Source organism: Mesorhizobium sp. B2-1-3 (genome assembly GCF_006442495.1).
In the GTDB taxonomy this organism is placed as follows: Bacteria; Pseudomonadota; Alphaproteobacteria; order Rhizobiales; family Rhizobiaceae; genus Mesorhizobium.
Map to the genome: position 1 here is coordinate 12,215 of NZ_VFWL01000006.1, position 21,874 is coordinate 34,088.

The following is a 21,874-nucleotide window of genomic DNA, read 5'->3' on the forward strand; positions in this document are numbered from 1 at the left end:
ACTCAGGCGCTCACTGCACCCTGCGCATACTGTGCCAGGAATTCCTCGCTTGGCGGGATCGGCTTGATGACATCGATCAGGACGCCGTTGGGATCCCTGGTGATGAAATGGCGCTGGCCAAAAGGCTCGTCGCGCAGGGACCGAAGGATGGACAGGCCGGCGGCTGTGATCCGCTCATAGACCGCATCGGGATCACGGACTTCGAAGTTGATCAGCAGGCCCGAGCTCCGACCCCGTCCCTCTTCCGGGATCGTCTCATGGTCGCCTTGCACGATACCGAGATTGACGCGCTTGCTCTCCACCGATTGCAGATGCACGTACCAGTCGCTCGTAAACAGCGGCCGGAAGGCGAAATGTTCGACATAGAACGCCGCTGTGCCGGCAACGTCCCCGGTCATCAGCACCGGATAATAGCTGGTCGTCTTCAACTTTCCTTCTCCCGTCAAGCAACATACAGTCTGCATGTAAATTGAATTAACATACAGGCTGCATGTATGCAACAGAGATCAGCGCGCCGTTCCAACCGTGACCGCACCGAGGCGACACGCGCCGATCTGATCGCCGCGGCGCGAAAACTGTTCATCGAAAAATCCTACGCCGAGACCGGCACACCAGAGATCGTCGCCGCGGCCGGCGTGACGCGCGGCGCGCTCTACCACCACTTCTCCGACAAGCAGGCGCTGTTCGGCGCCGTCGTCGAGCAGGAGGCAGAGGCCGTGGCGCGGGAGATCGAGGGCGCAGCGCCGCCTTCGCTCAATGCCCGCGACGCGCTCATTGCCGGCTCCGACGCCTATCTTGCCGCCATGCGCGCGCCCGGCCGCACGCGGCTACTGCTGCTCGACGGCCCGGCCGTGCTCGGCCGCGCCGAAATGGACGCCATCGACAACCGCCATGGCAATCGCTCGCTGCGCGAAGGGCTGGTCGCGGCGATGCGGGCGCGGACCATAAAGAAGCTTCCGGCCGAAGCGACGACCGCCCTGCTCGCCGCCGCCTTCGACCGCGCGGCACTTGCCATTGAGGCGGGCGGTTCGGCCGAAGACTACCGCACCGTTCTCACGGCACTGATCGATGGGTTGTCCCGCGCGTGATCCGAGGCTTCCCGCCGATGAGATCCAGGGCAAAGGTTGGAATCAAATCTGTGCGCTGGAAATTTCCGACTCTTCGTCGGGCACCTCGCCCGGCTCGAACTCGTTGAAGCAGCCAAGTTGGCGCTTGAACTGGTCGATCAGCCAGGCCGCCGCCGGCTTCGGGCTGCGGTCGGCGCGGTGCATGGCATAAAGCGGCGAACGCACCTCTCTGAAAGGCTCGAGGTCGAGTTCCACGAGACGGCCGGTAGCCAGATCGTCAGCGATCAGCCAACGCGGCAGCCCGCCCCAGCCCAGCCCCTCACGCATCAACATATGTTTGGTGCGCAGGTCCGTCAGTCGCCAGGTTCGGTAGGCGAAGACGCCAAAATCGCGCCCCTTGGTACGCTCGGACTGGTCGGTGACGACGAGTTGTGTGTGTTCGCGCGCGTCCTCGATCGCGACCGGTTTGGGCAGCAGCGCCAGCGGGTGGGTGGGCGCGGCCGCCAGCACTATCGACATGAAGCCTATGCCCACCAGGTGGACGTCGACATCGCCCAGCAGGCCGCCAATGCCGAGATCGGCCTGGCCACCGACAACATGGTCGGGGATCACGCCGAGTGTGCCGATGTGCAGGCGCAGCATCACGGTCGGAAATTGCGCCTCGAACGCCTTGAGCACCCGCACCAGCACTGGCGAAGGCAGCGCCGCATCCACCGACAGCGCGACTTCCGCCTCCAGCCCCCGATGGTGACCATCGACGCGCGAGCGTATGCGGTGCAGCACGCTGATCATCCGCCGCGCGTCTTCCAGCATCGCCCGACCGATCTCGGTCAGCTGCGGCTCTCGCGTGCCCTCGCGCTCGAACAGCTTCAGCCCGAGTTGCGCCTCGAGATTGGCGATGCCGTAGCTGATGACGGATTGCGCCCGGTTGAGCTTGCGGCCGGCGGCGGAAAAACTGCCGGTGTCGGCAACGGCCACGAGGATCTGAAGCTGGTCGAGTGTCGGATTAGGCTGCATCATCGTATCTAATTAATGGATGGATCATATATAAAATATACCGGTTTATCTGATGGGTTAATAGCCCATATGTAGCGGGACAGTCCAATTCCACTGGAGAGACCCAACATGTCCATTCTTCTCGTCACGTCGAGCCCGCGCGGCGCTGCCTCGCACTCGACCCGTATCGCCACCGAATTCGCTCAGAAGCTGCTCGCAGCCGACCCGTCGAACACGCTTGTCGTGCGCGACCTTGTCGCCAATCCGCTGCCGCATATCGATACCGACTATGCGACCGGCATATATACGCCTGCCGAAGCCCGCACGCCGCGTCAGGCCGAAGTGGTCGGAGTCTCGGATGCCGTGCTCGACGAACTGTTTGCCGCCGACACGGTGATCCTGGCGACAGGCTTCATCAACTTCAACATCTCCTCGACGCTGAAGTCCTGGGTCGACCATGTCGCCCGTTCCGGCAAAACCTTTGCTTACGGCGAAAATGGCCCCAAAGGCCTCGTCACCGGCAAGAAGGTCTATATCGTGCTGGCATCCGGCGGCATCTACTCGGAAGGCGCGGCCGTGCAGTTCGATCACGCCGTTCCCTATCTGCGCTCGGTGCTCGGCTTCATCGGCATGACCGACGTCGACGTCATCCGCATCGAAGGCGTCGCCAAGGGTCCTGATGCAGTAAGCGAAGCGCTCGCCAAGGCAACCGCCAAGGTCGACGCCGTGGTGGCTGCCAGCCGGGATGTCGCGGCAGCCGCGTAAAAGCTCTGATTGCCAACCAGATCGAAGGCAGGCGCCCGCGCCTGCCTTTTTTGGCCTATCCAATGATGTGCCGCAGCAGTCCCGCCGAAGCGACCCCGATCAGCACGGTCGGCAGCATCGAAAATCGCGTGGCGGCAATCAGCGTGACGGCCAGGGCCAGAAGATCGGCCGGGTTTTTCGAGACGAAGGCAGGCGCGATCACCGAGATCAGCACGCAGCCGGGCGCCGCCTCCATCACGGCCGTTGCCCGCGCGCTGAGCACCCGATTGCGCAGCACGACATAGCCGCCGACGCGGCTGAGGTACGTGACACCGGCCATCAGCACGATGGTGAGAAGCGTCTGCGCGTCGATCATGCCTCATCCCTCCACAACAGCCAGGCCGAGACCAGCCCCGCCAGCGCGCCCGCCGCTACATACCAGGCGCCGGGAACGAAAAGGTAGGTCAGCGCCGCGATGATCAGACTGACCAGCCACGGCCGCGCAGCGGCAACATCCTTCCACATGCCGCGCAGCAGTACCAGGAAGACGGCCGCGAACGCCATGTCGAAGCCGTAGGTCTCGGCTTCGCCCAGCACCGGCCCGAGCAAGGCGCCAATTGTGGTGAAGGCCACCCAGGTCAGGTACATCGCCACTGCCGCGCCCATATAGTAGCGCGGGCTGAAGGCTGGCGCGACGCCGTCGGCGGCGCGCCGTTTGGCGTCGGCCAGGCCGAGCGCCCAGCTTTCGTCGCACATGAAGAACAGCGCGGAAAACGCCTTGCGCCGCGGCAGGTCGCGCAGGAACGGCGCCAGTGCCGCCCCCATCAGGAGATGGCGGCTGTTGACCAGGAAGGTAATGGCGACGATGAGCAGGACATGCGGCGGCGACGTCCACAGCTGGATCGCCGCGAATTCCGAGCCGCCGGCGAAGTTCAGTCCCGTCAGCAGCGACAGTTCTGCGGTGCTGAGCCCCCTTTGTGTGGCCTGTGCACCAAGCACCAGCGCATAAGGGATGGTGCCGAACAGCACGGGCGCGCAGGAGGCCACGCCGCGCCGGAACTCGGAGTTCAGTCCGCCGCCCGCCGCCGATCTGGTCTCTGCAATGCTCATGATCTTCCTCCGGCCGCGCCGCGCGGCCGCCTCTGCCGGTTCCGTCGGATGCCGCTGATGTCAGGGCAACCATAGCCGCCAGGCCTCGCAATTTGGTTGCGAAGATTGTTGTCTTTTACCAGATTTTGGCATCTTATGCCATGAATCAACAGATAAACGGAATTTAGAGCCATGAAACTTGACGAGATCGACAGGCGCATCCTGCGGGCACTGCAGCGCGACGGGCGCATGGCCAACAATGAACTGGCCGCTGAAGTCGGCCTGTCGCCGTCGCCGTGCCTGCGTCGCGTCAAGCTCCTGGAGGAGGCCGGCGTCATCGACCGCTACGTCGCAGTGCTCAATCCGGCCCGCATCGGCAAGGGCCTGACCTTCTTCACCCGCATCTGGCTGAAAGCGCAGGACGAAGACACGATCGAGCATTTCGCCACCGAAGTGGCCAAGCTGCCGCAGGTGATGGAATGTTATCTGATGCTCGGCGACTGCGACGCCATGGTGCGCGTGGTGGCGGCCGGCATCGACGACTACCGCCGCTTCCAGTCGGAACATCTCAGCCGCATCAGGGGCGTGCAGAACGTCAAGACCGACGTTCCCAGCCAGACCATCAAATACACATCGGAACTGCCGATCTAGGCGCCGGGGAATGGCCCATCCCGGACTGGATAAAAAATGCAACCGGATTGTAGGATTGGTGCCGGCGCCGGCGTCCTTCGGACGCAAGCGGCAGGCCAAGTCAGGCCGTGCCGCACAACAAATGCCTTACGGCATGGGAGAAAACCATGAACCTTTCCTATCGTTGGGTCATTGTCGCGGCCGGCGCGCTGATGTCCTGTGTCGCCATCGGCACCATGTTTTCGCTGGCGATCTTCCTCGAGCCGATGGCGCTCGATACCGGTTGGTCACGCGCCGGCATATCGAGCGCGATGACGCTCAATTTCCTGGTCATGGGCCTTGGCGGCTTCGCCTGGGGCGCGCTGTCGGACCGCTTCGGCGCCCGCATCGTCGTCACGATCGGCGCGTTGCTTCTCGGCCTGGCCTTGGTGCTGGCCAGCCGCGCGGGCTCGCTTATCACCTTCCAGATCACCTTTGGCGTGCTCGTCGGGCTCGCGGCCAGCGCCTTCTTCGCACCGATGATCGCGCTTACAACAGGCTGGTTCGACACCAATCGCGGCCTTGCCGTGTCGCTGGTCTCGGCCGGCATGGGCGTCGCGCCGATGACGATCTCGCCCTTCGCCCGCTGGCTGATCTCGGCCTATGAATGGCGCACCGCCATGTTCGACATCGGCATCATGGCTTGGGTGCTGCTCCTGCCGGCGGTGCTTCTGGTGCGCCAGCCACCGAAGCCTGTCGTGACCGACACCGGCTCCTCGCCGGTTGCCGAGGGCGCCGGCCTGAGCGTCGGCCAAGCGCTGCGCTCGCCGCAATTCATCGTGCTGGGGCTGACCTTCTTCGCCTGCTGCGCGGCGCATTCGGGGCCGATTTTCCACATGGTCAGCTATGCCATGCTGTGCGGCGTGGCGCCCATGGCCGCCGTCTCGATCTACAGCGTCGAGGGCCTTGCCGGGCTTGGCGGGCGTCTGCTCTATGGCGTGCTCGCCGACAGGCTTGGCGTCAAGCCGGTGCTGATCGCCGGCTTGTTGATCCAGGCCGTGGTGATCGCCGCCTATCTCTCGGTCAGCCAGCTCGACCAGTTCTACATGCTGGCCGTCATCTTCGGCGCCACCTATGGCGGCGTCATGCCCCTCTACGCGGTGCTGGCGCGCGAATATTTCGGCCAGCGCATCCTGGGCACCGTGTTCGGCGCCGCGACCATGCTGTCCAGCCTCGGCATGGCGCTCGGCCCGCTGGCCGGCGGCATGGTGTTCGACGCCTACGCCAACTACCATTGGCTGTTCATCGGTTCGGCCCTCATCGGGCTGGGTGCGGCAGGCATCGTCATCGCCTTCCCGCCACTGCCGCGCAGAGCGTTGCAGCCGGCATAGCGGAGCAAACGAAAGGGCCGGCCCAGGATCTGGGCCGGCCCTCGGGTCTGTCGAATTCTTGAGCTGTTCGTCGGCGCCTACCCGAACATCCGCTCGCCCTGCTCGTCGACGAGCTGGATGCCCTTCTTGATCGAGATGTCGACGGCATCGTCCAACCCGGCGAAGCGGTCGGCGCGGATGAATCTGTGTTCCTTCAGGACGCCGTCGACATCCTTGGAGACGACGCCGCAGGTCTGGTACTGGCCATCGGCCTTGTAGGGCGTGGCGCTGATCGTGAAACCCTTGTGCTCGACCTGCTTGGCCGGTGCGGCGCTCTTTGGCTCGGCCGCTTCATCACCGCCACCGCCGAAAAGACGCTTCAGAAAAGACATCGGACTTCCTCCAACAGCATTCATCCCGCACCACATAATCTGGCGCGGGATGAATTTCACTATCGCTCCTTGCCTGAACGGGCAAGGGCCGTGCCGGTTGGACCGAAGCCGGGTTATTTGCGCGACAGCGCTTCGAGCGCCGCGGCGGCGTCTTCGAGGATGCTCATCGCCTCGGCCTGCTTGTCCGCCGGCGCATCGACGATGTCGCTCAGCGCGGCGCGCAGCCGGTGGCGCAGCGCACGGAATTCGTCGCGCTTTTCCGAACGGCCGCCTCGGCCGTCGCGCCGATCCTCGCTATCGTCGTTCCAGCCGAACCAGTCGCGCGCCTTGGCCATCTTGCGGCCGAAGCGCTCGAGATGGTCTAGCACGCCGTCGATCATCTCACGGTTGTCGGCAAGATGCGCCTGCCCGGCCTCGGTGATCGAAAACACCTTCTTGTTGCCTTCGCTCGAGGACACGGCATAGCCTGCCTCTTCCAGGAAGGTCAGCGTCGGGTAGACCACGCCCGGGCTCGGGCTGTAGATGCCGCTGGTGCGCTCCTCCAAGGCCTTGATGATGTCATAGCCATGGCGTGGCGCCTCGGCCAGCAGCGACAGCGTGATCAGCTTGAGGTCGCCGTCGGCCAGCATGCGCCCGGCGCGGAACATGTCGCCCGGGCCGCCGCGTCCGCCGCCCCTGCCATGGCCGAACGGGCCAAAGCCGCCGCCCCCGCCTCTGCCGCCAAATTTGCCGGCCATGTGCATGAAGACGCGCTCGGCGCGATCGCCAAAATGATTGTGTCTGTGCATTGATTGCTCCTTGAGTTCTATCTTACGATATATCTTAGCTAGGCGCACGCCAGCATGGAGTCAAGACATATCTTACGATGTATCGGGCCGGAAGCGAACAGCATCTGTCGGACGCCGACCCGCCGGTCGCGCGCGAACATCTTCACCATGGTTGGAGTAGCCGGCGTTACCAGCGGCCATTGCGTCGGTTCCAGGCATAGAGCAGGTCGGCAAAGCGGTCGTAGCCGAAGCGAGCGAGCGGCAGGGTAAGGGCGTTGCCGAGCAACTTTGCCAGCCAGCCCTCGCCCGGCGTCAGCGCCCACACGGCGATGGCGACATCGGCGCCGACCAGTAGCCTGCCCTGAGCATCGGTCGCGTGCAGCCGGCGGCGGATGTCTTCCAGCGAAGCGCCAAATCCGGCCAGTGCTTCCGGTTCATGATTGATGTCGCGAAATTCGATCCGCCCGGCCTTGACCACCTCGATCAGCCGCCGCTTCTGCCTGGTAATGCCGGCATCGCAGACCGGGCAGCGCGTGTTGTACCAGACGGTCAGCAAGGGCCTGGTTCTGCTATCGATCACTTCAGGCCCATCGCCATCTTCGGCCCTACGCATTTGTTGTCGCGAAACAGCGCCCATTCTTCGCATAGCCGCTGGTGGGACAGCCGGCAAAATCCATATTCATTGCCGGCCTTGTCCTTCTTGATCACCAGGCGCCCGCCGATCTCTCCGCAATGAACCGATGCGGGATTGGACATGCCGACCGGTTTTTGCGGGGCAGTGTCGGCATCGATCGGCATCGACGACTACGCGGCAAGGCTGATAGCCAATATCGAAACTGTCTTCATCGCGATCTCCGCTGGCTGCATTCTATCACGATGAAGCGCACTGTCTTGCCGCAAGGCGCCGTCGAGCCGGCACCTGCTCATCGGCTCCGGAACGTCCCGATTTGCATCATCCAAGCGACGAGATGATCTCGCGGTAAGCAAGCTCCGGGAAAGCCTTCAGGGTCCGTGACTTGACGTTGCCGCCCGCGGCCAGCATCAGCGCGAAACGCGCCAGCACCGCATCGTCGGGCGCTTCGACCACCGCCACCATGTCGAATTCCCCCATGGTCAGGTAGAACGACTTGAACGATCCCCCCATCTCGCCCAGTTGCGTCTTGGCGGCATCGAGGCGCTTGGGGGATTCGCGCACGTTCTTCGCGCCCTGCTCGGTCCAGTTCATCAGCATGATGTAAGTCGTCATGGCACGCCTCCTCCGGGGCCACGGAGCACGGTACTCAGGCCATGGAGATGTCGACACGGCCTTGACCGGGGCGGGCTTCCCGGGTTGTCGCCCAGAAAAATGCATCCGACACCAAATTATCCTCCCTAAGGGCGCGTGCCGCAATGGCGAGCGCCAAAGAAAAAGGGCGCCACGATGGGCGCCCTTGATCTCTTCGCAATCGGTAGGCCTCAGCTATCCAGGAAGCTTCTGAGCTTGCGCGAGCGGCTCGGGTGCTTGAGCTTGCGCAATGCCTTGGCTTCGATCTGGCGGATACGCTCGCGGGTGACCGAGAACTGCTGGCCGACTTCCTCGAGCGTATGGTCGGTGTTCATGCCGATGCCGAAGCGCATGCGCAGCACACGCTCCTCGCGCGGCGTCAGCGAGGCGAGCACGCGCGTGGTGGTCTCGCGCAGATTGGCCTGGATCGCCGCGTCGATCGGCAGGATCGCCATCTTGTCCTCGATGAAGTCGCCCAGATGCGAATCCTCCTCGTCGCCGACCGGCGTTTCGAGCGAGATCGGCTCCTTGGCGATCTTCAGCACCTTGCGCACTTTTTCGAGCGGCATTGCGAGCTTCTCGGCCAGTTCCTCCGGCGTCGGCTCGCGGCCGATCTCGTGCAGCATCTGGCGCGAGGTGCGCACGATCTTGTTGATCGTCTCGATCATGTGCACCGGAATGCGGATGGTGCGCGCCTGGTCGGCGATCGAACGCGTGATCGCCTGCCTGATCCACCATGTCGCGTAGGTCGAGAACTTGTAGCCGCGGCGATATTCGAATTTGTCGACGGCCTTCATCAGGCCGATATTGCCTTCTTGGATCAGGTCGAGGAACTGCAGGCCGCGATTGGTGTATTTCTTGGCGATGGAGATGACGAGGCGCAGATTGGCCTCGACCATTTCCTTCTTGGCGATCGCCGCTTCGCGCTCGCCCTTCTGCACCTGGTTGACGATCTTGCGGAATTCCAGGATCGAGATGGCCGTTTCCGTGGCCAGATTCTGGATCTCGGCGCGCAGATCCCTGATCGCGTCCTTCTCGTTCTTGGTGAACTCCTTCCAGCCGCGCGAGGTCAGATTGGCGATCGAGCGCGTCCAGTTCGGGTCGAGCTCGGAGCCCTGATATTCCTTCAGGAACTCCTCGCGGCGCACGCCATAGCTTTCGGCGAGACGCAATAGCTTGCCCTCGTTCTGCACCAGGCGCTTGTTGATGTCGTAAAGCTGCTCGACCAGCGCCTCGATACGCGCCGTGTTGAGCGACAGCGACTTCACCGCCTTGATGAGCTGGTCCTTCAGCTCCTTCAAGCGGCGGTCCTGGCTGGGCGACAGCGTGCCGGCCGCGGCCAGCCGGTTCTCGACCTGCTGATCCTGCAGCTTGCGCAGCTTCTTGTAGGTGTCGGCGATGACGTCGAGCGTTTCCATGACCTGCGGGCGCAGCTCGGCTTCCATTGCCGCCAGCGACAGGCTGGCCTCGTCCTCGTCCTCCTCGTCGTCATCCCCGATGCCGCGCGTGTCAGCGCCGACATTGGTGATGTCGTCTTCATCGTCGCGTCCGCGGCGCGGCTTTTCCTCGACCTTAGGCGCTTCCTCGACGCGCTCCACCACTGGCGCCTGCTTGGCCTCGGGGCCGGCATAGGTGGCTTCGAGGTCGATGATCTCGCGCAGCAGGATCTTGGATTCGTTGAGCTCGTCGCGCCAGATGATGATGGCCTGGAAGGTCAGCGGGCTTTCGCACAGGCCCGCGATCATCGTCTCGCGGCCGGCCTCGATGCGCTTGGCGATGGCGATTTCGCCCTCGCGCGACAACAACTCGACCGAACCCATTTCGCGCAGGTACATGCGGACCGGATCGTCGGTGCGGTCGGTCGGCTCTTTCTTCGTGGTTGTGGCGGCGACGGCGGTGCCGGTCTGCTCGGCCAGTTCGTTGGCGTCTTCCTCGGCATCCGCCGCGGTGTCGCCGGCCTCGGCCTCTTCGCCCTGCTCGTCGTCCTCGACGACGTTGATACCCATGTCGGACAGCATCGCCATCGTGTCCTCGATCTGCTCGGAGGTCACTTCCTCGGAGGGCAGCACCGAATTCAGCTCGTCCATGGTGACATAGCCGCGCTTCTTGGCGGCCTTGATCATCTTCTTGACAGCATCATCGGAAAGGTCGAGCAGAGGGCCATCGGTGGCGCCTTCGCGTTCGGTCTCGACCTCTTCCTTTTCCTTTGTCGCCATAGTCTTTATCTTCTCCTAGCGGCCCGACATCGAGGCCGCGCAAGCTGTCGGACCGGTCAAATCGGCTGGGCTCGCTTTTGCAACGCGCTTCACCGGGCCAATAACTGCATCATCTCTTTGTTGGTGCCCTGTCGTCGCCCAAAACCGGTTTCCATTTTTGGGCGACATGCATTAAGTCCAGATTAACCCTGATATCTGTGGCAGGCTGGCTGCCTGTCCAGTGACCAAGACCTCACATCGCTGCTTTTCCCGTCGACGCGGGTGCGGGTTAACGTTTCGAATCGTCCTGATTCCGCCATTCTGCCGGAAGGTCAAGCGCCTCTCGCATGATTCGCATGAAAAAAGCGAATCAATTACCCGACTTAGCGCGGTCCGGCTCTAGAAGATCCATGACAACGCCGTCTTTCCTGCACTTGCTGGCATGAGCCCGTCCCAACCCTCGGGCCGAAATGAGCTCCGCCTTTCTTCTACTACTGGAGTAGGATCGTTCCCGAAAACCGGGTCCCGCTTTTCGGAACCATGCTTCAGGCCCGACCAACCCTGCCCGACGAAACACCGAAGCCTTCGATCAGCGCTTCCGTCGCTTGTACATCCCGAAATTGCGCTTGAATTTCGATCAGATGGCGGAAATTCTCGTCCGAAGGATCCGCATCCATCGCCGCTTCCGCCTGTTTCAGCTCCTTATGTAAGGTGCGCGCGCTACGCTGCAAGTGCAGCGCCTGGTTCAGAGCGTCGCGGGCATCCTCGAGCGCCGCCGTCTCCAGCGCCGGCCACTGCCGCGCCCGCCTGATCAGGCTGACGGCACGCTCCCAGATCTCGGCGCAGCCGGCGCGCTCGATCGTCGCCACCACGGCGTGGCGGTCATTGGCCATGTCATGTGCCATCGCGTCGAGGATGGCACCGTGCAGCCGCCTCAGCTCGGGGTTGGCGAGATCAAGGAACTCGACATGGGCGAAATTCTCGTCGATCAGCGCCGGGTGGTTGACCAGTGCCACGATGATCGTCGCTTCGCGCACCGACATTCCTTCGTTGCCGCGCTTGACCAGTGCCGACTGGCCGAGACTTTCCGTGATGGCGATGCGACCACCGCCGGCTTTAGCGAATTGTCCGCCGGGAGCGGGCGCCTTGCCCTGCCCCGGTTTCCAGTCCGGACGACCTTGCCGCGTTGCGCGCTGAGAACCGAAGAAGCTCAGCACGCGCTCGCGCATCTCCTGCTGGTAGTGATATCGCAGGCTTTCATCACGGATGCGGCTGGTCAGTTCGCGCAGCCGCTTCTCCAGTTCGGCCCGCCGCTCCGGCGTGTCGAAGACGCCGCCCGCCGTCTCGCGCATCCATAACAGATCGGCAAGAGGACGCGCTTCCGCCAGCACGGCACGGAAGGCATCCGGCCCCTCCGCCTTGACCAGGTCGTCGGGATCCTTGCCTTCCGGCAGCAGCGCGAAACGCGCCGTGCGCCCGGCTTGGACTACGGGCAGCACCATGTCGGCGGCCCGCCATGCGGCCTTCAGCCCGGCCTTGTCGCCGTCGAAGCACAGAACCGGCTCGGCGGCCATACGCCACAACAGTTCGAGTTGGTTTTCGGTAAGCGCCGTGCCGAGTGGCGCCACGACATTCTCGAAGCCGGCCTGCGCCAATGCGATGACATCCATATAGCCTTCGACGGCGATGACCGTGCCGCCCTTGGCCAGCGCTTTTCGCGCGCGGGCGAAATTGTAGAGTACGTTGCCCTTGTGGAAGAGCTCGGTATCGGGCGAGTTCATATATTTGGCGAGCGCATCCGGCGCCAGCGCTCGCCCGCCGAAAGCGATGATCTTGCCGCGCGAATCCGGAATCGGGAACATGATGCGGTCGCGGAACCAGTCATAGGAGACCGGAATGTCATCCCCATGGCGCACCAGCCCACAGGCCTCGATATCGGCCTTCGGCACGCCCTTTGCGGCCAGATGCTCCTTCAGCGCATTGCGGCTGTCGGGCGCATAGCCCAGCCGGAACGCATGCTGCGTCGCGGGCGTCAGTCCGCGGTCGCGCAGATACGCACGGGCCTTGGCGCCCTCCGCGCCCTGTAGCCGCTCCTGGAAAAAAGCAGTCGCCATTTCCATGACGTCGGTAAGGCTGGCGCGTTCCTTCTCGCGCCGCTCCTCCTGCACGTCGCGAACCGGCATCGGCACGCCGGCCATGTCTGCGATCTTCTCGACCGCCTCGGGAAAGCTCAGTCCGTCAAGTTCGGTCAGGAACTTGAAGTGATCGCCCGAGACCGAGCAGCCGAAACAATGATAGCGGCCCTTCTTGTCCTCGCAATGGAAGGACGGGCTCTTCTCGCCATGAAACGGGCAACAGGCCCAATAATCGCCGCGCGACGCATTGGTCTTCTTGCGATCCCAGGCGACGCGCTGGCCGATGACCTGCGAAATCGGCACGCGGTCGCGTATCTCGTCGAGGAAGGCGGGCGGAAAGCGCATCGGGGAACTCGTTTATCCCCCATATAATCATGCCCGCGAAGTCCGGCGACCCCTAATGCTGACGATGCCCGGTTTCCACAGGGCAAAAGGAAAGGCGGCCGTTGCGGGCCGCCCTTCCTCCAGTCTGGCACTATCGGGACTTTACTGCGCGGCGATGGCGCCAAAGATGATGCCGGAGAGGGCGCCGACCAGCACATAGTCGTTGCCGACGCGGATCCATTCCTGGCCACGGCCAGGACGATGCAGGCCGTAGCGACCATAATCGCGGACCGGGTGATGCTGCCGCCAGCCGGAATATTTCTGGCCATTGCGCCAGTTGTTCCGCTTCACGACGACCTTCTTTTGAATGATACGCTTCTGGATAACGCGCTTCTGGATGACGCGCTTCCTGACATCCCGGTTGGTGGGCTTCTGCCAATCGACATTGGTATAGTTCGACTGCGGCGCGACCGGCGCATTGAGCGGTGCGGCCTGGCCCGTCAGGGACGTGGCGGCCAGCATCGAGAAAGCAAGACCGGAAAGAACAATGCGCTTCATGAAGGAATCTCCTTGGTTGTCAATGCCGCAGAAATAGCCGTCGAAGAATGAACCGAAACTGAACATGAGCATTACAATTCCGTAATAAATCCGAAGCTTTAGGCCGATTGGTTGAACATCCTCGCAAATTCCGGGCGAAGGGCGGGGGGCAACATCGGCCGATCCGCGGCGTCAGGGCGGCGGGGCTCATGCAACCATTTCAGCATCCGTCCATTCTCCGACACGCCCCGTCGCGCGCCGGCAGCCCTTGAAATCGACAAATTTTTATTATCCGGCTAAAATATTCGAGCTATTATCGGTCAACGCCATGATCATGATTCGCACCCCTCGTCCTTCCCCCGGCCGCCGCGCTGCCCGTGTCGCCGGCTTTGTCCGTATCGGTGCGCCGCAATGAGCGGCTCCGTGGTTCTTCTGCATCTGGCCGGCGCCGTGGCGCTGATGCTGTTTGCCACGCGCATGGTGAAGACCGGCGTCGAGCGCGCCTATGGCGACGTGCTGCGCCACAAGCTGCGCGCCACCATGCGCAATCCTGTCATGGCGGTGCTGGCCGGCACCGGCCTCGCTATAGCGCTGCAGAGCTCCACCGCCGTCACGCTGCTGGTCGGCTCCTTCGCGGGCTCCGGCATCGTCTCGGGCGCGGCCGGGCAACTGGCCGTGCGCGGCGCCGAGATCGGTTCGGCTCTGGTGGTCAAGCTGCTCACCTTCGATCTCACGCTGCTGGTGCCGCTTTGCCTGATCACCGGCACGGTCATGTTCATGGCCACCGAGCGGCGCGACTGGCGCCAGACCGGTCGCATCCTGGTCGGCATCGGCCTTTTGATCCTGTCGCTGGAAATGATCGGTCAGGCATCCGAGCCGCTGCGCAACAGCCAGTTGATGCCGGTCATCATCAATTACTTCTCCGGCGATTCCATCACCGCCTATCTGCTGGCGGCGCTGATCACCTGGCTGTTCCAATCGAGCATCGCCGCGGTCCTGTTGATGGCGACGCTGGCGGGCCGCGGCCTGATCACGCCCGAACTCGGCGTCGTCCTCATCCTGGGCGTCAATCTCGGTTCGTCGATCATCGCGCCCATGCTGACCCGCTCCTCCGGCCCCGAAGTGCGCGTCGTGCCGATCGGCAACCTCTTGATGCGCGGGCTTGGCTCGCTGGTCATGCTGATCCTGGTCATGATCTTCAGGCCGCATTTCGCGTTCCTTGGCGCGACGGCAGCGGACCAGATCGTCAATGCCCACATCCTGTTCAATGTGCTGATCCTGCTCGCCGGCCTGCCGCTGGCGGGTCTCGTCTACCGCGCCTCGGAGAAGATCGTCGCGCTCGGCACCAAGACGCCAGCCGCCACGCTCGACGTCGTCGAACTCTCGGCGCTCAACGAAAGCGCGCTCGACGTGCCGAGCCAGGCGCTGGCCAATGCCACCCGCGAGGTGGTGCGGGTCTGCGAGACGGTCGAGATCATGCTCAAGCGCATCATCGAGCTCTACGAGAGCGCCGATGCCGACAAGATCAAGGCGCTGGCCGCCCTTGACGACCGCGTCGACCGCAAGCACGCGGCGATCAAGCTCTACCTCGCCAAGGTCACCAAGAACCCGCTGACCGAGGACGAGGCGTTGCGCTGCCAGGAACTGATCGGCGCCTGCGTCAAGCTGGAGCAGGTCGGCGACATCATCGTGCGCAACATGCTGGTACATGTGAAGAAGAAGTTCGACCGTGGACTGGAATTCACCGACGAGGGTTGGAGCGAGCTGTGCGCCTTCCACGCTTCGGTGCTCGCCAATGCGCGGCTTGCCTTCAACGTGCTGGTGTCGCGCGATGCCGAGACGGCTCGCCAATTGGTGCTGGAGAAGGAACGGCTGCGCGACGCCGAAAAAGAGACCAGCGCCAGCCATTTCCTGCGGCTGCGCGAAGGCACTGCCAAAAGCGTCGAGACCAGTTCGATCCACCTCGACACCATCCGCGATCTCAAACAGATCAACTCGCTGCTGGCATCGATGGCCTATCCCGTGCTGGAAGAACGCGGCCTCCTCGGCGGATCCAGGTTGAAGGCGAGCTGATCAACGACATCTCTCCCTTCTTTGAGACACCTCATCCCACCTCGCTTTGCGACGCCACCTCCCAACAAACAAGGGCAGAAGGAAGAGCGCCGCACTCTGTCGAAAAAATTGTATTGCGGCAGAATTGCATGGCGTCGGTCCTTCGGCGGCAAAATTGCCATTGCCGCGTTTCCATCGCTCGGGCTAGGCATATCAGCCAAAGCTTTCGGAGGAGATCGATGGACACCCATTCGCGCAGTTTCGCCAAGGCGCTTTCGTGGCGCGTGACCGGCACCATCGATACGATGATCATCTCGCTGGTGGTGACCGGAAGCGTCAAGCTGGCGGCCGCCATCGGCGTGACAGAAGTCTTCACCAAGTCGCTGCTCTATTATTTTCATGAGCGGGCATGGCTGAAGGTTCCTTATGGACGCAAGACCCCGTTCTGAACCCGGGGTCAAGATTTTGAACCCGGAGATCAAGAAAAGCTAAAGCGGCGACAAAAATTTCTGGATTGCCGGCAGCGCGCATCCGTGGTTTGAGGCCTGCATTCGAGGATTTAATTCCCGCCATGTCGCTTCCGCTCATCGCCCTGTTCATCGCTGCCTTCGCTTTCGGCACCACCGAATTCGTCATCGCCGGCGTGCTGCCGCAGGTGGCGCAAGGGCTTGGCGTTTCGGTTCCGACATCGGGCTATCTCGTCTCCGGCTATGCCTGCGGCATCGCCATCGGCGGTCCGCTTCTGGCACTTGCCACCAAGTCCTTGCCGCGCAAAACCTTGCTGCTCGGCCTCGCGGTCGCCTTCACCATCGGTCAGGCGGCCTGCGCGCTGGCGCCCGACTTCACCTCGATGCTGCTTCTGCGCATTGCCGTCGCAGTCGCGCATGGCGCTTATTTCGGCGTCGCCATGGTGGTTGCGGTCGGGCTGGTGCGCGGGGACCAGCGCGGCATGGCGGTGGCCGTCATCCTGTCGGGCCTCACTGTCTCCAACGTGATCGGCGTGCCAGCGGGCACTGCCATCGGCAACATCTGGGGCTGGCGCGCGACCTTCTGGGTTATGTGCGCATTGGGCGTGGCGGCCACGCTTGCCATGGCAGCCCTTTTGCCGCGCACCGCAGGCTATCAGGCCAAACCCGCCGGCCTCGCCCGCGAGGTCCGCGTGCTTGCCCGCCAGCAGGTCTGGACCTCGCTGATCCTGATGCTGATGCTGATGATCGGCCAGTTCGGCCTGTTCACCTACATCACCCCGACATTGCTTGAGATCACCGGCCTCGACGAGAACCTGGTGCCCTGGGTGCTCTTGCTCAATGGCGTCGGCGCCACGCTTGGCGTCTTCCTCGGCGGCAGGCTAGCCGACTGGAAGCTGATGCCCTCGCTGATCACCATGCTGGCCCTGCAGGCGGTGACGCTTGCGGTGATCTATGCCGTCAGCCCCTATCCCGTGCCGATGGTCGTGGCGATCGTCATCTGGGGCGGCCTCAACTTTGCCATCGGTACGCCGATCCAGACCCGCATCCTGTCCTGGACTGCGGATGCCTCGAACCTGGCCTCCTCGCTGATCCCATCCGGCTTCAATGTCGGTATAGCGCTCGCGGCATCGCTCGGTGCCGCCATGCTCAATGGCGGTTACGGTTATCGCAGCCTGCCGCTGCTTGGCGCTGTGGCGATGCTCGTCGCAGTCGCGGTGGCGCTCGCCTCGCACATCTGGGAGTGGCGCAGCAACGCCACGCCACCGCTGACGGCAGCGGCTGAGTAGATTATCCGCGTCAGGACATCCACCACCGATCATGCCTGATCCGGGCGTCCACCGGCGCAAGCACGACGCGATGAACAGTCATGTCTCGCCCGGCGGCTGCGCAGCTCCAACGCATTACAGATCGATGCGGAACCGCAGGCTCTCCGCTCCGCCATAGGCGGCATCTTCGAGGAAACGTTCGACCAGTCTGCCGCCGTTGGCCAGGATCACTTTGTGCGAGGCCGGATTGCCAGGTTTTGCGGTGATGTCGACATGAGCCAGGCCGACCGCCCTCGCCTCATCCAGCATAAGCCGCAGCGCTTCCGTCGCGTAGCCGCGTCGCTGTTTCCACGGCACCACGGCGTAGCCGATATGGCCAAGCACGTGCGGCGGCAGCGCCGACGTGCCCTTCTGCCAGCGCAGGCCGATCGAGCCTGACGTCTCGCCGTCCCACATCCAGCGCCTGAAGCCCGGCAGGCGCGGGACCTGTCTGCCGTCAGGCAAGGTGATCGGCGGCCCCTTGGCCTCGGGATCATCGAGGCTGGCCAGGAACGCCGCCGGATCCTCCTCGATTGCGGCAAGCTGCTCGCGAGCTGCCTCCATGAGCCGTACATTGTCGGGCGACCAGCCGCGCTCGAGCGCAGCCTTGTAGGACGCCAGATGCTTGAGCCCGGGCTTGATGATTTCGATCATGATCCATGCTTCCTTGCAAGCAAGCAGGCATAGCGATGGCCACTGGAACGCTCAAGCGGGCTGGAACCGGATCGCGCCCCTGTTGAGGAAACATGCCTTGCTGAACAGCGACAGATCCAACGGGTTCGGCAGCCGAACGTCATTCAGATCGGGAAGCGGCTTCGTCGACGGATCGTAGGAGCGGTCGATCTGCGAGATGAAGACCAGGATCACGCCCGTGTCACGCGCAAAAGCTTTCAGCGTGCGGACCTGATCCATCAGCTCCGGATTGTCCCGTTTCTGGTCGAGCAGTTGCAGATAGTCGATGACAGCGAGCGTCCCGCGCGCCGCCGATCCCAACACCTCGACGATGTAGTCGGCGCTGATGCCATCGGAAGTGTCGAACGCGAACAATCGGTCGAACTGGGCGGGGTCCGCCCCGATGGCGCGAAACCGGTCCAGCACATCGCGATGCGTGTATTCCAACGAGAAGAACACGCCGCGATGGCCACGCTTCATGGCTTCGACCGCGAGTTCGAGGCTCATCAGCGTCTTGCCGTGGCCTGGTCGCGCACCGACCAGAACCAGGTCGCCGGGCATCAGCCGCGAGAACAGCCTGCCGGCGGCCGTCGTCTCGGCTGCCTTAGCCGCAAGCAGACTCCAACTCGCAAAACCTTCGCGGGCTGCAATACGGTCAAGCGCCTGATGGAGCGGAATCTTCTCCTCGCGGGACAACAGCCTGGCTTGACGCTTCAGATTGTAAATGGGCGCAATCATCGCAAACCTCCTGGTGCGAGCAGTCTTCGCAACCCCTCCTTATGCCTGGTGCTCGAACAGTCGGTTCGATGATCGGATTGCCCCGCATGAATGATGCTTTCCCGACGGAGGGAGGAGGCGTGGGCGCGCCGGAATCAGACAATACCCTAATGCTGGCGGGTCGAAAACGCGCATACGTGCCGGGAATGCTGAACAAGATGTGTTTCGCCGGCCGGCGTAAGCCGATTTATGATCGTGCCGGGGTGATTCACCGCCAAAACACAAACGCTTCGACAGGAGAACGGGTCTGGTGCGGTTGAGATCTATCCCGCTGGGTGTCGTCGCCAGCCTCTTCCTCGTTGTCGTCGCTTTGACGGCACGGTCCTTTGCCGCGCCCTCGGCCATTCCGGCCTGGCTGCAGGCCCATGTCGGCGAAGGTGATGGCCAGATCTCAACTGTGGTCCTGGAGCGGGCCCGAGCGCTTTACCTGAAGAAAGTCGGCGCAGGAGCCGTTAACAATCCCTGCTACTTCGCCATGGATGCGACGCGCCCTAGCGATCTGGGCAACAACAAACTGGGTCACCGTTATTACATCATCTGCGAGGCCAGCCAGGCGTTTCGCGCCGTTTCGGCGGGCCACGGCAGCGGCCGGAATCTGAAGGGCGTCGCAGATTTCGCCAATGGCAAGCGCTGCGCGAAGAACTTCGGCAATGCGCTGGATTCGTCACTGACCGCCGGCGGCGCCTATATGACCGGCGAGGCGAAAACCTCGTTCAAGGGCTACTATCGCACCGCAGCGAAGCAGGACGTGGCTTTCATGCGTACCTTCGTGCAGTTCGATGGCGAGGGCGAGGCCGCGAACGCCAGGCAGCGCGTGATCGGCGGGCATCCGGCGGAAGTGCTGAAGGGAATGTGTCTTCGCAAAGACCCGGCCAGCTCGCATGCCGACCATGACGGCTACGTGCCGTTCGGCAAACTGGTGGATTATGCCGGCGGCCGCAGCAATGGCTGCACCAGTTGGTCGGCGGCGGATGCGCGGCAGATCATCCCGATGGTGAAGGACAATCCGACTACGCTCTACATCTACCCTGAATCGCGCGACATCGCCGCCGTTGCGCAAATCGTGGCGGCGGGCCGTTCGCTGTCGGACGCTGGCCCCTATTGGAACGCATCCTGCCTGAAGGAAATCGGCACGCCGAAATTCTGGCCGCGAAAGACGCTCGAGCCGATCATTGCCCAATACAGGAAGGACCACCCGGCACCGCCGCCGCAGCCGGTGCCGATCTGCAAGGAGCCGTGAGGTCCGTCCCGGCTCCGGGGATGCGGGGTCTACGGGATCGCATCCCTCAGCGCAGAAAATCGAACACCGCCTGCATGAAACCGGATGGATATTCGACATTCGACAGGTGAACCGCCGGCAGGACGACCAGCTTCGCGCCGGGCACCGCCGCGGCGATCAGTTCGCTGTGGCTGGCCGCCGTCACCGTGTCGTGCTCGCCGGCGATCACCAGCGTCGGCCGCGAGATCAGCGCCACGGTGCGGCGAAGGTCGGCGTCGCGCACCGCCGCAAAGAGGCCCGCCAGGCCTTGTCGGTCGATGGTGAGCAGCATGGCGCGAAATTCCTCGATGAAGGGCTCGTTGGCCGCCACCATTTTTGCCGGGAACCAGTTGTTGAGGAACGTTTCGGCGGTATCTGCCATATCGGACGCCTGCCGGACGGCGGCAATGCGATCGTCGAAATAGCTTGCCGGTCCGAGATGCGACGAGGTGTTGCTCAGGATCAGCCGGTCGATCCGCTCCGGCGCGTGGATGCCGAGCCATTGCCCGACGAAGCCGCCCAGCGACAGGCCGAGGAAATGCACGCGGCCAAGGCCGAGCGCGTCGAGCAGCTCGATCACGTCGCCGCCGAGCCGATCGAGCGAATAGGCGCCGGCCGGCACGCTCGATCCGCCATGGCCGCGAAAATCATAGCGCAGAAGATGGAAATGCCTGGACAGCTCGCCGACCTGTCCATCCCACATATGCAGTGTGGTGCCGATGGAGTTCGACAGCATCAGCACCGGGTTTGCCGCATCGCCGTCGAAGCGGTAGGCGATGCGCGTGCCATCGCCAACAGTTACGAAATTCGCCTCATTCATGATGAAAGATCCTTCTGGAAGGGTTGAATGAGACAGAGCGTAGCCATGTCGTTGTTTTGTTGATATTACAAAGTCAGGACAATCTCTGTAATCAAAGCTGACATGGCTGACTTCACCTTGCACGACCTGCAGTGCTTCGACGCCGTGATCCGCACCGGCGGCTTTCAGCCGGCGGCGGCCCTGTTGCATCGTTCACACCCGGCTGTATTCGCCGCTGTCGCCAAGCTGGAACGGCAGCTCGACCTCGTTCTCCTGGACCGCAGCGGCTATCGCGTGCGCCCGACCGAGGCCGGGCTGTCGTTCCACCGCCGGGCGCAATCGCTGCTGCGCGAACTGGAAGGCCTGCGCGTGCATGCCGCCCAGCTCTCGATGGGCGAAGAAAGCGAAATTCATGTGGTGATCGGCGACCTATGCCCACGACCGCAGGTGCTGGGCCTGCTCGGGCGGTTCTTCGCGCAATGTCCCGGCACGCGTCTGCACCTGCACTTCGAGGCCGTCGGCGGCCCTTGGGAACGCCTTTTCGACGACGAGGCCGATCTGGTCCTGCACTGGATCGACAAGGGCGATGCGCGGGTGGAATGGATCGATTTGTGCAAGGTGCCGTTCATTCCCGTGGTGGCACCGGGCTTTCTGCCGGAGCGCATCGAGCCGCCGATCACACCCGACCAGATGCAGGCGCTCACCCAATGCGTGATGCGCGACACTGCCCGCCATTCACCGCAACAAGACTACTTCATGGTCGAAGGCGCGCCGCAATGCCTGGTCGCCGACCAGGGCATGAAGAAGGAGATCATCCTGCAGGGCCTCGGCTGGGGCCACCTGCCACGCTTCCTGATCGAGGAGGAGCTGCGTGATGGACGCCTGCGGTCCATCGCCGGCCCTCATATGCCGGGCCGCACCGACGAACTGGTGGTTGCGCGTCGCCGCGACCGTCCCCACGGGCCGGTCGCCAACCGTTTGTGGGATCATATCCAGCAGGAGGCGCCAGCATTGCGCCACGCGTTGGAGCCCCAGAAGGTTGTTTTATAGGCA

At 63.3% G+C, this 21,874-nt stretch carries 24 protein-coding genes; 9 read left to right on the forward strand and 15 right to left on the reverse strand.

Going from position 1 to position 21,874, the window contains the following annotated elements; translation table 11 throughout:
• Positions 1-2 precede the first annotated feature (2 nt).
• Positions 3-428 carry a VOC family protein gene (locus FJ973_RS12160; protein ID WP_140555970.1) on the reverse strand — a complete coding sequence of 142 codons (426 nt, stop codon included), beginning with the start codon at positions 426-428 and terminating at the stop codon, positions 3-5.
• Between the two features lie 66 nt (positions 429-494).
• Here FJ973_RS12160 and FJ973_RS12165 point away from each other — a divergent pair, with 66 nt between their 5' ends.
• Positions 495-1,088, forward strand: a complete 594-nt coding sequence (locus FJ973_RS12165; RefSeq protein WP_140555972.1) for a TetR/AcrR family transcriptional regulator — start codon at positions 495-497, stop codon at positions 1,086-1,088.
• A 42-nt stretch (positions 1,089-1,130) separates the two neighbouring features.
• Here FJ973_RS12165 and FJ973_RS12170 read toward each other — a convergent pair whose 3' ends face one another.
• Positions 1,131-2,084, reverse strand: a complete 954-nt coding sequence (locus FJ973_RS12170; protein ID WP_140555974.1) for a LysR family transcriptional regulator — start codon at positions 2,082-2,084, stop codon at positions 1,131-1,133.
• A 108-nt stretch (positions 2,085-2,192) separates the two neighbouring features.
• Here FJ973_RS12170 and FJ973_RS12175 point away from each other — a divergent pair, with 108 nt between their 5' ends.
• Positions 2,193-2,828 carry an FMN-dependent NADH-azoreductase gene (locus FJ973_RS12175; protein ID WP_140495902.1) on the forward strand — a complete coding sequence of 212 codons (636 nt, stop codon included), beginning with the start codon at positions 2,193-2,195 and terminating at the stop codon, positions 2,826-2,828.
• Positions 2,829-2,883: 55 nt separating this feature from the next.
• On the opposite strand, the gene FJ973_RS12180 is transcribed toward FJ973_RS12175, so the two are convergent.
• Together FJ973_RS12180 and FJ973_RS12185 are read right to left on the reverse strand one after the other, a co-directional pair.
• The gene (locus FJ973_RS12180; RefSeq protein WP_140495903.1) at positions 2,884-3,183 is read right to left on the reverse strand and encodes an AzlD family protein; all 300 of its coding nucleotides are present in this window, start codon (positions 3,181-3,183) and stop codon (positions 2,884-2,886) included.
• A complete protein-coding gene (locus FJ973_RS12185; RefSeq protein ID WP_140555975.1) occupies positions 3,180-3,917 on the reverse strand; it encodes an AzlC family ABC transporter permease in 738 nt (245 codons plus the stop codon). Before FJ973_RS12185 ends, FJ973_RS12180 begins: the two co-directional genes overlap by 4 nt.
• A 171-nt stretch (positions 3,918-4,088) precedes the next feature.
• On the opposite strand from FJ973_RS12185, the gene FJ973_RS12190 reads away from it, so the two are divergent.
• Together FJ973_RS12190 and FJ973_RS12195 are read left to right on the forward strand one after the other, a co-directional pair.
• A complete protein-coding gene (locus FJ973_RS12190) occupies positions 4,089-4,547 on the forward strand; it encodes an Lrp/AsnC family transcriptional regulator (protein ID WP_140524836.1) in 459 nt (152 codons plus the stop codon).
• 146 nt (positions 4,548-4,693) lie between these two features.
• Positions 4,694-5,896 (forward strand): MFS transporter, encoded by a 1,203-nt coding sequence (locus tag FJ973_RS12195; RefSeq protein WP_140555977.1) that lies wholly within the window; start codon positions 4,694-4,696, stop codon positions 5,894-5,896.
• Between the two features lie 77 nt (positions 5,897-5,973).
• On the opposite strand, the gene FJ973_RS12200 is transcribed toward FJ973_RS12195, so the two are convergent.
• The 8 genes from FJ973_RS12200 to FJ973_RS12235 form a co-directional block, all read right to left on the reverse strand.
• Entirely contained in the window at positions 5,974-6,267 is a 294-nt protein-coding gene (locus FJ973_RS12200) for an HlyU family transcriptional regulator (RefSeq protein WP_140495907.1), read from the reverse strand.
• A 113-nt stretch (positions 6,268-6,380) separates the two neighbouring features.
• On the reverse strand, positions 6,381-7,055 hold the full coding sequence (locus FJ973_RS12205) for a PadR family transcriptional regulator (RefSeq protein WP_140555979.1): 675 nt from the start codon (positions 7,053-7,055) through the stop codon (positions 6,381-6,383).
• 166 nt (positions 7,056-7,221) lie between these two features.
• Positions 7,222-7,590, reverse strand: a complete 369-nt coding sequence (locus tag FJ973_RS12210; RefSeq protein WP_140556197.1) for a DCC1-like thiol-disulfide oxidoreductase family protein — start codon at positions 7,588-7,590, stop codon at positions 7,222-7,224.
• Positions 7,591-7,610: 20 nt separating this feature from the next.
• Positions 7,611-7,832 carry a DUF333 domain-containing protein gene (locus tag FJ973_RS12215; protein WP_181167697.1) on the reverse strand — a complete coding sequence of 74 codons (222 nt, stop codon included), beginning with the start codon at positions 7,830-7,832 and terminating at the stop codon, positions 7,611-7,613.
• A gap of 154 nt (positions 7,833-7,986) precedes the next feature.
• Positions 7,987-8,280 (reverse strand): GYD domain-containing protein, encoded by a 294-nt coding sequence (locus FJ973_RS12220; RefSeq protein ID WP_140495910.1) that lies wholly within the window; start codon positions 8,278-8,280, stop codon positions 7,987-7,989.
• A 209-nt stretch (positions 8,281-8,489) separates the two neighbouring features.
• Complete coding sequence (gene rpoD, locus FJ973_RS12225; protein ID WP_140495911.1) at positions 8,490-10,514, reverse strand: RNA polymerase sigma factor RpoD; 2,025 nt, start codon at positions 10,512-10,514, stop codon at positions 8,490-8,492.
• Positions 10,515-11,038: 524 nt separating this feature from the next.
• Positions 11,039-12,973, reverse strand: a complete 1,935-nt coding sequence (gene dnaG / locus FJ973_RS12230; RefSeq protein WP_140555981.1) for a DNA primase — start codon at positions 12,971-12,973, stop codon at positions 11,039-11,041.
• Positions 12,974-13,114: 141 nt separating this feature from the next.
• Positions 13,115-13,510, reverse strand: coding sequence for an RcnB family protein (locus tag FJ973_RS12235; protein WP_140555983.1), 396 nt, complete (start codon positions 13,508-13,510; stop codon positions 13,115-13,117).
• A 390-nt stretch (positions 13,511-13,900) separates the two neighbouring features.
• Between FJ973_RS12235 and FJ973_RS12240 the strand changes: the two genes are divergently transcribed.
• The 3 genes from FJ973_RS12240 (at position 13,901) to FJ973_RS12250 (ending at position 17,297) form a co-directional block, all read left to right on the forward strand.
• Positions 13,901-15,562 carry a Na/Pi cotransporter family protein gene (locus FJ973_RS12240; protein WP_140495914.1) on the forward strand — a complete coding sequence of 554 codons (1,662 nt, stop codon included), beginning with the start codon at positions 13,901-13,903 and terminating at the stop codon, positions 15,560-15,562.
• Positions 15,563-15,780: 218 nt separating this feature from the next.
• The gene (locus tag FJ973_RS12245; RefSeq protein ID WP_140495915.1) at positions 15,781-15,990 is read left to right on the forward strand and encodes a DUF2061 domain-containing protein; all 210 of its coding nucleotides are present in this window, start codon (positions 15,781-15,783) and stop codon (positions 15,988-15,990) included.
• A 122-nt stretch (positions 15,991-16,112) separates the two neighbouring features.
• Positions 16,113-17,297 carry an MFS transporter gene (locus FJ973_RS12250; protein WP_140555985.1) on the forward strand — a complete coding sequence of 395 codons (1,185 nt, stop codon included), beginning with the start codon at positions 16,113-16,115 and terminating at the stop codon, positions 17,295-17,297.
• Positions 17,298-17,411: 114 nt separating this feature from the next.
• Here the strand turns inward: FJ973_RS12250 and FJ973_RS12255 are convergent, their stop codons facing one another.
• Positions 17,412-17,969 carry a GNAT family N-acetyltransferase gene (locus tag FJ973_RS12255; RefSeq protein ID WP_140495917.1) on the reverse strand — a complete coding sequence of 186 codons (558 nt, stop codon included), beginning with the start codon at positions 17,967-17,969 and terminating at the stop codon, positions 17,412-17,414.
• Between the two features lie 51 nt (positions 17,970-18,020).
• Entirely contained in the window at positions 18,021-18,725 is a 705-nt protein-coding gene (locus FJ973_RS12260; RefSeq protein WP_140495918.1) for a DNA helicase, read from the reverse strand.
• Between the two features lie 289 nt (positions 18,726-19,014).
• On the opposite strand from FJ973_RS12260, the gene FJ973_RS12265 reads away from it, so the two are divergent.
• A complete protein-coding gene (locus FJ973_RS12265) occupies positions 19,015-20,004 on the forward strand; it encodes a hypothetical protein (RefSeq protein ID WP_140495919.1) in 990 nt (329 codons plus the stop codon).
• Between the two features lie 46 nt (positions 20,005-20,050).
• Here the strand turns inward: FJ973_RS12265 and FJ973_RS12270 are convergent, their stop codons facing one another.
• Entirely contained in the window at positions 20,051-20,842 is a 792-nt protein-coding gene (locus FJ973_RS12270) for an alpha/beta fold hydrolase (RefSeq protein ID WP_140495920.1), read from the reverse strand.
• A 102-nt stretch (positions 20,843-20,944) separates the two neighbouring features.
• Between FJ973_RS12270 and FJ973_RS12275 the strand changes: the two genes are divergently transcribed.
• A complete protein-coding gene (locus FJ973_RS12275; RefSeq protein WP_140555986.1) occupies positions 20,945-21,871 on the forward strand; it encodes a LysR family transcriptional regulator in 927 nt (308 codons plus the stop codon).
• Positions 21,872-21,874: the final 3 nt, after the last annotated feature.

Coding starts and splice junctions, on each gene's coding strand:
- FJ973_RS12165 (WP_140555972.1), top strand. CDS start 495: ATGCAACAGAGATCAGCGCGCCGTTCCAACCGTGACCGCACCGAGGCG.
- FJ973_RS12170 (WP_140555974.1), bottom strand. CDS start 2,084: ATGCAGCCTAATCCGACACTCGACCAGCTTCAGATCCTCGTGGCCGTT.
- FJ973_RS12175 (WP_140495902.1), top strand. CDS start 2,193: ATGTCCATTCTTCTCGTCACGTCGAGCCCGCGCGGCGCTGCCTCGCAC.
- FJ973_RS12180 (WP_140495903.1), bottom strand. CDS start 3,183: ATGATCGACGCGCAGACGCTTCTCACCATCGTGCTGATGGCCGGTGTC.
- FJ973_RS12185 (WP_140555975.1), bottom strand. CDS start 3,917: ATGAGCATTGCAGAGACCAGATCGGCGGCGGGCGGCGGACTGAACTCC.
- FJ973_RS12190 (WP_140524836.1), top strand. CDS start 4,089: ATGAAACTTGACGAGATCGACAGGCGCATCCTGCGGGCACTGCAGCGC.
- FJ973_RS12195 (WP_140555977.1), top strand. CDS start 4,694: ATGAACCTTTCCTATCGTTGGGTCATTGTCGCGGCCGGCGCGCTGATG.
- FJ973_RS12200 (WP_140495907.1), bottom strand. CDS start 6,267: ATGTCTTTTCTGAAGCGTCTTTTCGGCGGTGGCGGTGATGAAGCGGCC.
- FJ973_RS12205 (WP_140555979.1), bottom strand. CDS start 7,055: ATGCACAGACACAATCATTTTGGCGATCGCGCCGAGCGCGTCTTCATG.
- FJ973_RS12215 (WP_181167697.1), bottom strand. CDS start 7,832: ATGCCGATCGATGCCGACACTGCCCCGCAAAAACCGGTCGGCATGTCC.
- FJ973_RS12220 (WP_140495910.1), bottom strand. CDS start 8,280: ATGACGACTTACATCATGCTGATGAACTGGACCGAGCAGGGCGCGAAG.
- rpoD (WP_140495911.1), bottom strand. CDS start 10,514: ATGGCGACAAAGGAAAAGGAAGAGGTCGAGACCGAACGCGAAGGCGCC.
- dnaG (WP_140555981.1), bottom strand. CDS start 12,973: ATGCGCTTTCCGCCCGCCTTCCTCGACGAGATACGCGACCGCGTGCCG.
- FJ973_RS12235 (WP_140555983.1), bottom strand. CDS start 13,510: ATGAAGCGCATTGTTCTTTCCGGTCTTGCTTTCTCGATGCTGGCCGCC.
- FJ973_RS12240 (WP_140495914.1), top strand. CDS start 13,901: ATGAGCGGCTCCGTGGTTCTTCTGCATCTGGCCGGCGCCGTGGCGCTG.
- FJ973_RS12245 (WP_140495915.1), top strand. CDS start 15,781: ATGGACACCCATTCGCGCAGTTTCGCCAAGGCGCTTTCGTGGCGCGTG.
- FJ973_RS12250 (WP_140555985.1), top strand. CDS start 16,113: ATGTCGCTTCCGCTCATCGCCCTGTTCATCGCTGCCTTCGCTTTCGGC.
- FJ973_RS12255 (WP_140495917.1), bottom strand. CDS start 17,969: ATGATCGAAATCATCAAGCCCGGGCTCAAGCATCTGGCGTCCTACAAG.
- FJ973_RS12260 (WP_140495918.1), bottom strand. CDS start 18,725: ATGATTGCGCCCATTTACAATCTGAAGCGTCAAGCCAGGCTGTTGTCC.
- FJ973_RS12270 (WP_140495920.1), bottom strand. CDS start 20,842: ATGAATGAGGCGAATTTCGTAACTGTTGGCGATGGCACGCGCATCGCC.
- FJ973_RS12275 (WP_140555986.1), top strand. CDS start 20,945: ATGGCTGACTTCACCTTGCACGACCTGCAGTGCTTCGACGCCGTGATC.